Raw genomic sequence first — 12997 nt, forward strand, 5'->3', positions numbered from 1 at the left:
TGATGAACACACGATACTTCTGGTTGGCTAGTCGGCGTGCGAAATGCTCCCATCCGTCAACGTTCTGTATCTCGTCGAAGAAGAGTATCGGCTTTTCTGAGCGTACCGAATAATAGGCTTGCAGTATGGAGTCAAAATCAGAGGCACTGAAACCCAGCAGCCGCTCGTCATCAAAGTCTATTAGTAAGTGACCAGATCACCGAGGATGTACAACTTCATGATAACCCTGGTATAGCTAGTATGTCTAGTCAATCTAGTGTAATATATAAATAACTTCAATTTTAATCATTTAATTATTAAAGCAATGAAAAGAACTTGAAGAAAGACTTCGATGTGGTGAAGCTTGAGGATCGCTGTGAGATGGTGAACACTGCTATGCCCAGCTATTTGAGTGACATCGAGCTTGGCAAGGGTGAAGCCGCAGTCCAGGCCGTTGACGCACAGAGTATGGCTGCTCCTGGTGCAGCTCAGGTACATTAATTTCTCGTACCTGATAACAGTATCGTAAACATTAAAACAATTGAGACAATGAAAAGAACTTGAAGAAAGACTTCGATGTGGTGAAGCTTGAGGATCGCTGTGAGATGGTGAACACTGCTATGCCCAGCTATTTGACGTTGACCCAGTCGTAGCCTTGGCAAGGTGAGCGCAGTCCAGGCCGTTGACGCACAGAGTATGGCTGCTCCTGGTGCAGCTCAGGTATATTAATTTCTCGTACCTGATAACAGTATCGTAAACATTAAAAACAATTGAGACAATGAAAAAGAACTTGAAGAAAGACTTCGATGTGGTGAAGCTTGAGGATCGCTGTGAGATGGTGAACACTGCTATGCCCAGCTATTTGAGTGACATCGAGCTTGGCAAGGGTAAAGCCGCAGTCCAGGCCGTTGACGCACAGAGTATGGCTGCTCCTGGTGCAGCTCAGGTATATTAATTTCTCGTACCTGATAACAGTATCGTAAACATTAAAAACAATTGAGACAATGAAAAAGAACTTGAAGAAAGACTTCGATGTGGTGAAGCTTGAGGATCGCTGTGAGATGGTGAACACTGCTATGCCCAGCTATTTGAGTGACATCGAGCTTGGCAAGGGTGAAGCCGCAGTCCAGGCCGTTGACGCACAGAGTATGGCTGCTCCTGGTGCAGCTCAGGTATATTAATTTCTCGTACCTGATAACAGTATCGTAAACATTAAAAACAATTGAGACAATGAAACGTACATGAAGGCTTTCGCCAAAGGGAATGAAAATTTTCGTATCTTTGCCACAGATACAGTAACTTCAACCCTTTACAACTATGGCGAAACAACAGAAGAACGAAGTATCCTTCGAAGAAGTCGTAGCTCGCGGATGCGGTCTTGACGTTCACAAGAAGGAGATTGTGGCAACAGTCAGCGGAACGGACATCAAGAAAGAGACGCGTACGTTCCAGTCGACAACGAGATCTTTGACACAATTGAAAGAATGGCTATTGGAACTGGGTGTTACCCATGTAGCAATGGAGAGCACCGGTGTCTACTGGAAGCCTGTGATGAACATCCTTGAGCCCGGCGGATTCACTATCATGGTGGTTAACGCACGCCACATTAAGTATGTCCCAGGTCACAAGACTGACAAGAAAGACTCCGCATGGATATGTAAGCTTTTGCGTGCCGGTCTGCTTAAAGGGAGTTTCATCCCCAGGCGCGACCAGCGCGATCTCCGCGATCTGACACGCTACCGCCGTAAGCTCGTGCAGCAACGGGCGGCAGAGCACAACCGAATGATACGCATCTTCGAGGATGCCAACCTTAAGTTATCAAGCGTGTTTAGCAACATACGTGGCAAAACATGCACTGCTGTGATAGACGAGGTTATAAAGGGTGAGACTGACCCTCAGAAACTTGCAGAGCTATGTACGAATCCGCGCCTTAAGCACTCGCAGGAGGAAATCGCCGAGGCCGTTGAAGGGCACTTCACTGAACATCACAAGTTCATGATTAGGGCAATCCGCAAGAGTATCAAGAACATCGAGGATGAAATCGAAGTCCTCGACAAGGAGACAGACCGACGGATGAAGCCTCTGCAGGGACGTATAGAACAACTCTGTGAAGTGCCCGGCATGCAAAACTCTTCGGTCAAGGAACTCCTCGCCGAGATAGGGGTAGACATGGAAGTGTTCCCCACAGAAGAGCATCTTACCTCATGGGCGGGTCTGGCCCCAGGCAACAACGAGAGTGCAGGTAAAAAAAAAGTTCACACACCAACCACGGCAACAAGGCAACGAAGGCCATCATGACAGAATGTGCGTGGTGTGCAACAAGAACAAAGGGTACCTACTTCTCGGAACGCTACAAGAGACTTGCCGCAAGACGGGGGAAGAAACGCGCGCTGGTGGCAATCGCAGCAGAAATGCTCAAGGTCATCTATCACATGCTCAAGGACGGCACTGTATATCAGGAGCTCGGACCTGACTACATGGATGACAAGCGTAAACAGGCTCAAATCAAGTATTATCAGGATCAGATAAAGAAACTCACCGGAGAGGATTCGCCCGGTAAGGAAAGCGCATAGAGGCGCACGAATCCTAAGGCCGATTTTTACTGGGACTCCAAGCCTGAAAATGAAACTGGCCTAAACGACTGAGAGGCAAAGATTGTTGCTCTGAGCACGCGAATGAAATTTCCTATTTCCCAGTCGTTTTAAAACTATAAAAGCCTTCCGATAGCCGCAGACGGCATGCCGCAGTCTGCTAATTCTTTTGTTGTGTCAAATCAAATAAGTTAAACCCGAATGTCCGATTTATCGGGCGTTCACAAGAAATCATTTTCGAATGAAAAAGAACTTGAAGAAAGACTTCGATGTGGTGAAGCTTGAGGATCGCTGTGAGATGGTGAACACTGCTATGCCCAGCTATTTGAGTGACATCGAGCTTGGCAAGGGTAAAGCCGCAGTCCAGGCCGTTGACGCACAGAGTATGGCTGCTCCTGGTGCAGCTCAGGTATATTAATTTCTCGTAACCTGATAACAGTATCGTAAACATTAAAAACAATTGAGACAATGAAAAAGAACTTGAAGAAAGACTTCGATGTGGTGAAGCTTGAGGATCGCTGTGAGATGGTGAACACTGCTATGCCCAGCTATTTGAGTGACATCGAGCTTGGCAAGGGTGAAGCCGCAGTCCAGGCCGTTGACGCACAGAGTATGGCTGCTCCTGGTGCAGCTCAGGTATATTAATTTCTCGTACCTGATAACAGTATCGTAAACATTAAAAACAATTGAGACAATGAAAAAGAACTTGAAGAAAGACTTCGATGTGGTGAAGCTTGAGGATCGCTGTGAGATGGTGAACACTGCTATGCCCAGCTATTTGAGTGACATCGAGCTTGGCAAGGGTGAAGCCGCAGTCCAGGCCGTTGACGCACAGAGTATGGCTGCTCCTGGTGCAGCTCAGGTATATTAATAGAGTTGCTAATAAAGGTTTCTCCTCCTATTGAGGAGGAGGACCTTATTTGATTTTCTTGTTTGTGTGATGTGTAGTATCCGGATTTCGATGGGCTACGCAAAAAACTGAATTATGAAGATACGTATTTATTGTTTATTATTACTTCTGTTCGTCTTGTTCCAGACAGTTTGTGCACAGACGACGATAAAAGGTGTTGTAAAAGAGATTTCTACTTCACTCCCCATATCTGATGCTGTAGTATTTGTCAAGGATCATCCTTGGGATAGCAGAACCAACGAAAAGGGAGAATACACCATCACGCTGCCTGATAGCATGTTGAATTATCATCTTGTCCTTGTTGCCCATAAACTGAGGTACCTTGATGCAGAGAAGGATGTGACGATTATAGGGGCAGAACAAAACGTTGAATTCATACTCTCTAAAGAGCTTAGCCTAGGTCAGGTCACAGTGACGGCTCAGCAGATGGTAACGATATCTAAGGGAATAAAAGTGGATCGGGCTACCCTGAACATGAACAGTACGGATGTTTCCATATCATCAGCATTGAGAGGTACTTCGGGAACACAGGTCGAGAATCGTGGCGAGGGCTTGCTGGTCCGTGGCGGGCAGGGCTCTGAGACCGGCTTTACCTTTGATGGTATCAGTATCCTCGACTTCTATACATCATCTGCCAATGGCGAATGCCAGTTTTCACGATTCCAGGTAGCAGTCTTTGAGAATGCTGAATATTCTGCAGGAGGCTTTTCTGCAGAGAACGGACAGTATATGTCCGCAATGGTCAATCTAGAGTCTTCTAGTGTGCCGCTGCTTCGCAAGAGCCTGGAGATCACACTGTCGTCAATATACCAGAACATAGATTATTCGAAAAGACTCGGGAAGAACACCATTTGGCTCGGTGGCTCTTATTCTGACTTGTCCCTCTCTAAACAATTGTTTTCCAACAAGAGTTCATATGCTCAATTCGACACGGCCCCGAAATCATTCATAGGTTACTTCATGTTTACACATACGTTTAATCGCAGGAGTTCACTGAATCTCTACACAGATGTTAACCTCTCCAAATATACGGTACACTATCCGAGTCTGACAGATTTTTCTTCTAGGGTTGAGAATCATCAGAGAGGAAAGAGCGTGTTCTCAAAGCTATCGTTCCGTCATAAGGGTGGACACTCTAAGTTGCTTACATCCGGTGGGGTACAGTATATTAATAACATGGACAGAGAGTTCATCCCTGGAAGCTGGACGAACATTGGTAAAGGGATTGATCTGCAGGGACAAGGGCACCTGGACTATTCGTTGTTTACAAAAAGAAGTACATTAAGTTTCGGTGGCGATTACATCTATCGTAGAAACAAAAGTTACGGGGAAGAAACTTTGGAAAACCATTATGTAGGGCTTTATGCCGAGGCCAATTGTAATATCACAAAAGGACTGAACATCATGCCCAATGCGAGGTGGGAATACAATTCTGTTATCAGAAAGCACATCTTTCTGCCCAGACTGAATCTGGTGTATGATTACAATCGCCTCTCGGCACACCTGGACTGGGGTGAGTATGCTCAGGTACCACAATATTCATTCTTGAGGTATCCCGGCAAGCTTACTTACGAGAAGGCTTTCCATCATATTCTTACTGTAGACTATAATGATATCAGTTGTCACGACCTTTTTCTTTCTGGCTCGTTGTATTATAAGCGATACACGGATCTCATCACATATCAGGAGGGAGAGAATAACGACCTCAGTCTGAGTAATGGCGGAGACGGCTATGCTGCTGGTTTTGATCAGTCAGTAGAGTACACGAGGCTTTTTGGCGGAACATTGAAGTTAGGATACTCCATCCTGAGCAGCAAGCGGAGATACGAAGGATATAAGGAAAGGATCCAGCCTACGTTCGTTGCAAACCACATCCTTCTGGTGAAGTACCTAAAGTTTTTCAGTCCGATATCAACATACTTCAATCTTCAGTATTCTTTCTCCAGCGGAAGGGAGTACCAAAACCCATATCATACCGATATGCTGACGACAAGACTTCGGGACTATCATGACGTATCTCTGACGATAGCCCATCTGGCACGAGTTATGAAGATGCAGACAGTATGGGTGGTGAGTTTCCGGAATATGCTCAATTTTAAGAACGAGAATGATTGTATGTTCACTCCAGACAGAATCATCAAGTCTCAACCGATTCTGAATAGGATGATTTATGTGGGTGTCATACTAAACATCAATCATAAATCAAAGAAACAGATCGAGAAAGAACTGTTTGGAGAAAAAACACATAACATTAATTAATAAAAATATATAAAATGATATTAATTTTTAGTATTGATGGCTATGATCAATGTACGGATGCCGTGATTGACTGGCTGTTGTATTATGGAGTGGATTTCCTGAAGATTTCCCCCAAGGACATATATTCTAATAAGGGCAAATGGCTTATAGACGTCAACAGCCATTCGGTTCTCTATAACAATGAGGATCTCAGCGACAAAGTCAAAGCCGTATGGTACAGAAAATGCCCAGTACCTTTCGATATTATCCAAGGCGGAAACAGTTGCATAAATACAGAGATGGCCTTCGAGTATAGAGGCATCGTGAACTATCTGAGCTATATATTCAAAGATAAGTATTCTCTGGGACGAATCAATCAGGATTTTCTTGACAAGATGGAAACACTGAATATCGCGCAGCAGGTGGGCTTTGCCATCCCATCCACCATTATTACCAATGATGTGGATAGGATCCTGAAGTTCCGAGATTTTCATCAGGTCATTAACAAGCAGATTAATGGCTATATCAAGAACATATACTATGAGGGCAAGAACACCTATACCTGTTCTACCCATTCGATCAACGATATTGACATCAAACAGGGTGATGTGGGATTTCCTTCCCTGTTCCAGAAGTTCTATGGCAGAAAGGAGGAAATCCGTGTGACCTATGTAGAGGGCTGGATATATGCGACGAGTTATCTGGATCTATACGACAAGGCTGTTGACAAGAAACGTGTGCTAACGTCCAGCCATATGCATGTAACACCTTACAAACTGGATGAAGATACATGTGAGAAAATTCGGAGGTTCATGCGCGCGGTGAAGCTGAATTATGGTGCGTTAGATTTTATGGTAGGATCAGATGGACAGCTGATATTCCTGGAAGTGAACCCATCTGGACAGTTCTTATATGAGTCGTTACTTTGCTGCTATAATATAGAGCAGTATATTGCAGAGCTACTGATAGCTCAAGACAAGGCATGTTGAAACAACAAATATAGAAGCGTATGAAGATAAATGATGAACGATTGCCATTTTATTTTAAGTTAATGACAAAGACTGAAATTCTGGATGTCGTTGAAGACGACACTCTGGGTAAGAGTACAAAGCATATGACTGATGCTTATTATATCCATGATAGCTATAAGCCTGTTGCTGATCCACAGTTGCTGATTAATCAAAAAAAATAAGCGAAATGAAAAAGAAAATGATTATAACCGTCCTTGTGACATTGGCTGCCCTGATCATGCTCCCGACAATCTACTTCGTATATTGCGATAGAACCTATAAGGGTAAGGAAGACAGCATAAAGGTGTCTTATCTGAAAGACCATATGTTCAAAATCAATGATGAAGAAGTCTACATTCCTCAGGCGTTTGGCACGAAGATCCAGACAGGAAAGGGACATGTCTTCCTCTTCGGGGAGCAGCACGGTTTCTCCCCAAATCATCTACTGGACTCGAAACTGATAATCTATCTGAACAAAAACAAAGACGTTAGGACTTATGGCGCAGAAATATATGCGGAGGATGCTGAGAAACTGAACAGCATCATCAATGATGGTAACCTAGATGAAAAGAAATTGGTCTCCGTAATCCATGATATTGGCAATGATACGCCACAGACCAAGACGGACGAATGCCTGAAGAAATGGAAAGAGATTTATGCTTATAACCGGAATGTAGATAAATCCCATAAGATTCATGTAGTTGGCTTATTGGGCAAGAAGGGAGAACATGAAGGATTACGTCGAGATCAGGTCATGGCGCAGTCGTTGCTGGATTTCATGCAGGATCCTGCAAACAGTAGTCTAGTGAAGAATGGTTGTTACTGTTTCGTTGGGCTGACGCATGCCTTTCAGACACCGTACATGATAGAGGGTGATAAGGTTCAGACTTTTGGAAGCATACTGAAGGAACATCTGCTCAGCGTGACATCAATGGTTCAGATAGCTATTGACAGCAATTGTTATTTCCCTAAGGACGATGAGATGATTATCGCTCCGCCAGATGAATCAACGGAACTTGCTAGCTCTAACGGCCCGGTGAGTTTTTTCAATAATGTGATCAACATAGAAGAAGCTTCAAAGGGTATAAAAACAGCTATATATGCGCTTGACGGTGACGGATCCCCCTACTGGGACTGTAATGATCTAGTTGGTACCAAAGTCAGTCTGTCTTTTCTCAGCCATCCTTTTCAAGGACTGCCATCATATTCTACTTTGGACTATTTCCAGTATGTATTCATGATCAATGAGCATCAAGCTCCCAAATCCTTAAATTCAATAGTCCGTTAACCCAACTTGCAGCTTTTAGCTCATACGCCTGGCTGGACTCTTAAACTTTGTGAACAAAATCACTGTTTTGACCGATATTTGCCTTGTTTTGACCCCATTTGGGGGCGTTGACCTCGTAAAAGATATTAAGCGACTCGTAACCCCCTAAAATGTGTGGTACATCGGGGGTTGCATGGTACCAAGATTTTGCCTAACTTATCAAGGTCCAAACAAGAACAAAAGTCGGTACTGATGGGAAGAAGCATTCCTTCGTTTACCCGAAGCTGTACGAGTCTTACCGTGATTGTGACGGTAAGATTCGCCAGCATTATCTCATACCGCTTGATCTGGACATCCGTCCTGTCTATCATCAGAGCGATGAAGCCATCAAGGCCCACTTCAATCTGGCCGTACTTGCCTACTGGGTTGTATCAACCACTCAGTATCAATTGCGTCGGAAAGGCTGCAAGATATCATGGCGGGAGGTGAAGAGGATTGCCGACACACAAGTTGTCGTAAGCACTATCGCCAAGCGGATTGACGGTAATGAGGTTGAGGTAAGGCAGTGTACTGAGCCTGAGTAACAGCTCTCAGATCTATACAAGAAGCTCGAGTTTACCTCCCCACCGTTAAAACGAAGGCGAAAAATTTGTGTGGTACATTTTTCCTGAAGTCAAAAAAATCAATACTTGAAAATCAGAGAGTTCGATTCCTATAGGCTGCAAGTTGGGTTAAATCTTTATATTTTGCGAAGCTTTCGCCTCTTGGCCAACAGAAATTGTGGCAGAAAACAAACACGGTAAATCTATGGAAGAGAATCTCCATACACTAAACTCACACATTACGCGGTATGTGAGTCTTTATTATTTCTTGATTATTTTATTGTGTAGATTTCTTAGTCGATTCTTTAGGATATTACTTGGGATAAATGTTATTTTCTGATGTTATAAAATAATCTATAATAGATAGTTATAAAGATAAATGTACGGCATAAAGTCTGGCGAAAGTCCGATTATAGGTCGGATGAAAGTATCGATATATACTGGCATGACGCAATCTGCATCTAACATGTAGGAGGAGGGTCGTAGTCATGGATCTCTGGCATACTGGCACCCTCCCAGTATGTTGTGCGATGCTGAAAAGGAGGAAATATTATTGGTATGGCTAGGCAAAAAAGTCTTCGAATAGGGGTTAAATGTTAAAAAAAACAGGTTTAACACAGTTTTTTGGATTTTTCCATCTTTATTTTTGTCAGAGTCGAGTAGAATAGCTACCTTTGCACTTGAAAGGAAGGCGGTTTTAAACCGTATAGGTTCACGCCTTCATAGCATTAATAATTAAGATCATTAACATTTAAGAAGGCGTGAGGAGTCGGACCCCCACGCTTTTTTTTGTGTTAAAATAACGTTTTTTGTTCCAAAAGTTTTGCCAAATCAAAATATTATATTACTTTTGCCCACGATAAGGTAGATGGCGATTGTCCGATATTTATCGTCTGAAGCCAATTTAGATCTTAATTTTAAAGCTATGGAGAAAATCATAGGCATAGGTTTTACCCATCATACATATCAGCAAGATATGGCGACAGTAAAGGTCGTAGCCGACTCTCTGTGTGCATTGCAGGGAGGAGGTTGCTATGGAGAATAAACTGATCAGTCCGCAGAATCAACATTATCTTAATGTGCCGCTGTCTATCATAGACCAGCGTTGGTATTGTAGTGACAATGCTGTACGTGCCTGGTTCTTCTATGCCTGGCATTCCATCCATGAACGGGACACTAAGGTGAAAGGCAAGGTGTTTCACTTGTCGAAAGGCGAGACGATCTGTACGCGCAGTTATCTGGCCAAGTCATTGGGGATAAAGGAATCTGGCGCTAAAGGCAGCACTGATCGCCTTAAGAGATCTGATGCCATAGCAGTGCGTCAGGAAGCCATACCCGTTGATGTAGAAAAGGCTCCCAAGAACAGAGTTAGTAGAGTCTCTGTCAAGGGAATACCGGTACCTGCCGAACCATACATAAAAGTGATCCTTCCGCTTGAGGAAAAGCTCTTTTGGGAAGTACCGGCACTGGCTCAGCTGTACATCTACATGATTTGTTCTGCATATCATAAAGAGAGCTATACGATCGGTACCCGGGGTGAGTCTGTTCGCCTCGTTGCTGGCGATTATATCCTTAATTATACGGAGATCAAGGATGCTCTGCACTGTAAGGAATGGCAGCTGAAGCGCCATCTGCGTACGTTTGAGACCTGCGGTGCTATCACGCGCAGCAAACGTATCGGCAACAAGGGTATACTCATACACCTCAATTACTATCCGGATAAGGCTGTCAGCCAGCCAGGAAAGGTCTCTACAAAAGCTTCTGCAGAGCCGGTTAACAAGCTGAATAACAGCAGATGTAAGGTAGAAGCCCCCGGAAAGGAAACACCTAAGAAGAACATCGAGGTAAAGGCCACTCCTGTGTCTGATACTGTCAGATATCTGTTTATGGACCTTAAGCGCAACAAGGACATTGACAGGTTAAACAGAATCATAGACTATGTTAATCTCAACCTGCCCAAGAATTTCCCCATGGACAAGCTAAAGGAGGCTGTCAAGGGATATTATGAGCAGCACAGATCTGAGTACATCGACGAAGTTAAGCTTGTCGAATATCTGTCTGTCTATAATAACAAATATGTTCAGCATAAGCAATCGCAAAAAGATAATAATTATCGGGAGCAGATACTGAAGAAACGGGCTGCCAAAGAGCGTGAAAACGTCGCCCGATTCAATCGTGACTGGAAGGTGGTTGATAATGTCTACAAAGAATATCAAAAAACAGGCAATGTCAGCTTGTGCCCTGAAGATCAAATCCGCAGCGTTTACTTTACCCTGTGGTGCAGTAACAACCAAGGCCACTATGTTGAGAATTTGAATTCCCATAAAGTGTCTGTCGATAAGGCACAGTATGTGGAGCGGTTCTTCTCTTATATTGGTAGTGAGATTGGACTGCGTTCTATATATCAGAGTGAACGCCAGAAGCTTGTGAATGAATACAATAAAAATATGGCTGCTATACAGGCAGAGTACAAAGAACTAACAGCATAGCTATGGACAATAAAGAGGCAAAAAAGATAGCCAAGGATATCTCCAAGATGTTAGACTGTGAGTGTGAGGTCTACGACTTCGATGACGAGACGCTTTACATCAATACCGGTGAGGATGCCTTAGACTTCGAATCCATTCTTGAGGTGTATAAGAAGTACCACATCGAGGCCATCAATATAGACGACAACTATGAAGGATACCTTATCCTTCAGATAGATCTTCGATCATAGGAGGTCTTGTTGAGATTGTAGCTTTCAGGTTCGATTAACTTAATCCTTAATCGAACTTCCCTTTTTATGAATTCATCCTCGGTCTGCGGACAGTTTTCAAGTTCGATTCCATCACGAAGTTTACACTGTAACAAAATCGAACTTGAAGGCTTATTTTCTGAGCAGCCATTTCCATACAGGGATGACATCTATGTGCAGCTCATCGACATCAATGGCGTCTTCTTCGTCAAAGGTTACAATCTCGGCTTTCTTCAGCGGATGAAGCTTGTTAAGTCCAACAAGAGCTTTTACTTCTCTTTCCTTTGTGTCTTCTTTCGAGAGTGAGAACGACACTTGTACGGCGTAATCCTCTTCGGGAATGTAGAGGTCCACCTCGATGTTCCGGTTGTAGAAATACAGGCGCGGCTCCACGAGATTGTCGTCTATTGTGCCATACCTGCGGAAAAGGTCGATAGCACAGATGTTTTCCAATAGTGATGACTCCGGGTCAGTGAGGAAAATGTTGAGAAGGCCGTTGTCCATAAAATAGTGTTTCTTGTTGGTCTCCTTTTCCACGAATTTTGACTCGAAGTTCTCAATGGTGAACATCAGGCACGCGTCACGGACATACCGCATATAGTCAATCATTGATGCCGTGTTTGTCGATACCCCGGTACTCTTTACCATGTTCGCCAGCCGGTTGTATGCCATGGGCTGCTTCACGCTTTCCGCCATCTTCTTTACGGCAAGCCGCAGAGCCTGTTCGTTCTTGATGCCGTTGCGTTGGATAACATCCCCGAGAATTATCTTCTCATAAAGGCTGTTCAGCCATCCGCGCTTGTTTTTGTACAGGAGCAGCTCAGGAAATCCTCCCCAATAGAAATAATCGCGGAAGAGCTGCTGCACCTGGTTCTTCTGTCTGCCAAATTCCCAGCCATCATCGAGCCGGATTCCTTTGGCTCCGAGATACTCGCCGAAAGAGTAGGGGAGAACCTTGTCGTCAAGATACCTACCGCCAAGAGTTGTAGATATGTCACGGCTGAGCATTCTCGCGTTGCTGCCGGTGATGAACACACGATACTTCTGGTTGGCTAGTCGGCGTGCGAAATGCTCCCATCCGTCAACGTTCTGTATCTCGTCGAAGAAGAGTATCGGCTTTTCTGAGCGTACCGAATAATAGGCTTGCAGTATGGAGTCAAAATCAGAGGCACTGAAACCCAGCAGCCGCTCGTCATCAAAGTCTATGTAGACAATATTGTGTATATCTGTTCCTTCCCGCAGCAATTGTTTTGCACGCTGGTATAGCATGTATGACTTTCCGGCCTGACGGATACCCACAAGAACGTATCTGCCGTTCTCCTCGAAATTGAAAGGGCGCTCATTGAGTTCCACACTCTCCAGAAGTTCCTGCCCCTCTTTGATAAGAGTCTTGAAAATATCTTTTACTATCATCATCTTAACCATTTTTCTATGCAAAGATAGTGATTTATTAATTACCAGTAAATAAAAACACCTAATTTTATTTATTGCCAATAAATAAACAGGTTCAAAGTGCGCTTTGTTTTGCCAAGAATGGCATGTTTGATGCGTTCGTGAATGAATAGACAATAATTATACCTTTTCGGGATTATTCTTTGGTGAAATGAAGTGAAATGAAGAATATTCATTATCTTTGCCCCCGATAAGGTATAAAAGAAACAAA

General features: G+C 43.8%; 16 protein-coding genes. 14 read left to right on the forward strand and 2 right to left on the reverse strand.

Features of this window, described 5'->3' with window-relative positions; genetic code table 11:
- On the reverse strand, positions 1-181 hold a 181-nt coding region (locus PREMU_RS14330), incomplete at its 3' end, for an AAA family ATPase (RefSeq protein WP_156803920.1).
- Between the two features lie 134 nt (positions 182-315).
- Between PREMU_RS14330 and PREMU_RS14750 the strand changes: the two genes are divergently transcribed.
- The 14 genes from PREMU_RS14750 to PREMU_RS00080 all read left to right on the forward strand — a co-directional run bounded on the left by PREMU_RS14750 (position 316) and on the right by PREMU_RS00080 (position 11316).
- A complete protein-coding gene (locus tag PREMU_RS14750; RefSeq protein ID WP_007572107.1) occupies positions 316-480 on the forward strand; it encodes a hypothetical protein in 165 nt (54 codons plus the stop codon).
- Between the two features lie 277 nt (positions 481-757).
- Positions 758-934, forward strand: coding sequence for a hypothetical protein (locus PREMU_RS14755; protein ID WP_007572109.1), 177 nt, complete (start codon positions 758-760; stop codon positions 932-934).
- Positions 935-983: 49 nt separating this feature from the next.
- Positions 984-1160 (forward strand): hypothetical protein, encoded by a 177-nt coding sequence (locus tag PREMU_RS15190; RefSeq protein ID WP_007572111.1) that lies wholly within the window; start codon positions 984-986, stop codon positions 1158-1160.
- A 136-nt stretch (positions 1161-1296) separates the two neighbouring features.
- Positions 1297-2277 carry an IS110 family RNA-guided transposase gene (locus PREMU_RS00045; RefSeq protein WP_040557886.1) on the forward strand — a complete coding sequence of 327 codons (981 nt, stop codon included), beginning with the start codon at positions 1297-1299 and terminating at the stop codon, positions 2275-2277.
- Entirely contained in the window at positions 2274-2552 is a 279-nt protein-coding gene (locus PREMU_RS15350; RefSeq protein WP_040557887.1) for a hypothetical protein, read from the forward strand. The genes PREMU_RS00045 and PREMU_RS15350 overlap by 4 nt, the downstream gene beginning before the upstream one ends.
- Positions 2553-2811: 259 nt before the next feature.
- Positions 2812-2988 carry a hypothetical protein gene (locus tag PREMU_RS14760; protein ID WP_007572109.1) on the forward strand — a complete coding sequence of 59 codons (177 nt, stop codon included), beginning with the start codon at positions 2812-2814 and terminating at the stop codon, positions 2986-2988.
- A 50-nt stretch (positions 2989-3038) separates the two neighbouring features.
- Positions 3039-3215, forward strand: a complete 177-nt coding sequence (locus PREMU_RS15195; RefSeq protein WP_007572111.1) for a hypothetical protein — start codon at positions 3039-3041, stop codon at positions 3213-3215.
- 49 nt (positions 3216-3264) lie between these two features.
- Entirely contained in the window at positions 3265-3441 is a 177-nt protein-coding gene (locus tag PREMU_RS15200; RefSeq protein ID WP_007572111.1) for a hypothetical protein, read from the forward strand.
- A gap of 114 nt (positions 3442-3555) precedes the next feature.
- Positions 3556-5739, forward strand: coding sequence for a TonB-dependent receptor (locus PREMU_RS00055; RefSeq protein WP_007572114.1), 2184 nt, complete (start codon positions 3556-3558; stop codon positions 5737-5739).
- A 14-nt stretch (positions 5740-5753) separates the two neighbouring features.
- Positions 5754-6707, forward strand: coding sequence for an ATP-grasp domain-containing protein (locus PREMU_RS00060; protein WP_007572115.1), 954 nt, complete (start codon positions 5754-5756; stop codon positions 6705-6707).
- Between the two features lie 20 nt (positions 6708-6727).
- Positions 6728-6910 (forward strand): hypothetical protein, encoded by a 183-nt coding sequence (locus tag PREMU_RS00065; RefSeq protein WP_007572116.1) that lies wholly within the window; start codon positions 6728-6730, stop codon positions 6908-6910.
- Positions 6911-6915: 5 nt separating this feature from the next.
- A complete protein-coding gene (locus PREMU_RS00070) occupies positions 6916-8016 on the forward strand; it encodes a hypothetical protein (RefSeq protein ID WP_007572117.1) in 1101 nt (366 codons plus the stop codon).
- A gap of 1615 nt (positions 8017-9631) precedes the next feature.
- Positions 9632-11086 carry a hypothetical protein gene (locus tag PREMU_RS00075; RefSeq protein ID WP_007572119.1) on the forward strand — a complete coding sequence of 485 codons (1455 nt, stop codon included), beginning with the start codon at positions 9632-9634 and terminating at the stop codon, positions 11084-11086.
- Positions 11087-11088: 2 nt separating this feature from the next.
- Positions 11089-11316 carry a hypothetical protein gene (locus PREMU_RS00080; RefSeq protein WP_007572120.1) on the forward strand — a complete coding sequence of 76 codons (228 nt, stop codon included), beginning with the start codon at positions 11089-11091 and terminating at the stop codon, positions 11314-11316.
- 150 nt (positions 11317-11466) lie between these two features.
- On the opposite strand, the gene PREMU_RS00085 is transcribed toward PREMU_RS00080, so the two are convergent.
- A complete protein-coding gene (locus PREMU_RS00085; protein ID WP_223918673.1) occupies positions 11467-12750 on the reverse strand; it encodes an ATP-binding protein in 1284 nt (427 codons plus the stop codon).
- Positions 12751-12997 lie beyond the last annotated feature (247 nt).

Source organism: Hallella multisaccharivorax DSM 17128 (assembly GCF_000218235.1).
GTDB lineage: Bacteria > Bacteroidota > Bacteroidia > Bacteroidales > Bacteroidaceae > Prevotella > Prevotella multisaccharivorax.

What these genes read in the sequence shown, in the direction of transcription:
- PREMU_RS14760 (WP_007572109.1), top strand. Translation starts at nt 2,812, where the DNA reads ATGAAAAAGAACTTGAAGAAAGACTTCGATGTGGTGAAGCTTGAGGAT.
- PREMU_RS00080 (WP_007572120.1), top strand. Translation starts at nt 11,089, where the DNA reads ATGGACAATAAAGAGGCAAAAAAGATAGCCAAGGATATCTCCAAGATG.
- PREMU_RS00075 (WP_007572119.1), top strand. Translation starts at nt 9,632, where the DNA reads ATGGAGAATAAACTGATCAGTCCGCAGAATCAACATTATCTTAATGTG.
- PREMU_RS00065 (WP_007572116.1), top strand. Translation starts at nt 6,728, where the DNA reads ATGAAGATAAATGATGAACGATTGCCATTTTATTTTAAGTTAATGACA.
- PREMU_RS00085 (WP_223918673.1), bottom strand. Translation starts at nt 12,750, where the DNA reads ATGATGATAGTAAAAGATATTTTCAAGACTCTTATCAAAGAGGGGCAG.
- PREMU_RS00055 (WP_007572114.1), top strand. Translation starts at nt 3,556, where the DNA reads ATGAAGATACGTATTTATTGTTTATTATTACTTCTGTTCGTCTTGTTC.
- PREMU_RS15190 (WP_007572111.1), top strand. Translation starts at nt 984, where the DNA reads ATGAAAAAGAACTTGAAGAAAGACTTCGATGTGGTGAAGCTTGAGGAT.
- PREMU_RS00045 (WP_040557886.1), top strand. Translation starts at nt 1,297, where the DNA reads ATGGCGAAACAACAGAAGAACGAAGTATCCTTCGAAGAAGTCGTAGCT.
- PREMU_RS15195 (WP_007572111.1), top strand. Translation starts at nt 3,039, where the DNA reads ATGAAAAAGAACTTGAAGAAAGACTTCGATGTGGTGAAGCTTGAGGAT.
- PREMU_RS14755 (WP_007572109.1), top strand. Translation starts at nt 758, where the DNA reads ATGAAAAAGAACTTGAAGAAAGACTTCGATGTGGTGAAGCTTGAGGAT.
- PREMU_RS00060 (WP_007572115.1), top strand. Translation starts at nt 5,754, where the DNA reads ATGATATTAATTTTTAGTATTGATGGCTATGATCAATGTACGGATGCC.
- PREMU_RS15200 (WP_007572111.1), top strand. Translation starts at nt 3,265, where the DNA reads ATGAAAAAGAACTTGAAGAAAGACTTCGATGTGGTGAAGCTTGAGGAT.
- PREMU_RS15350 (WP_040557887.1), top strand. Translation starts at nt 2,274, where the DNA reads ATGACAGAATGTGCGTGGTGTGCAACAAGAACAAAGGGTACCTACTTC.
- PREMU_RS00070 (WP_007572117.1), top strand. Translation starts at nt 6,916, where the DNA reads ATGAAAAAGAAAATGATTATAACCGTCCTTGTGACATTGGCTGCCCTG.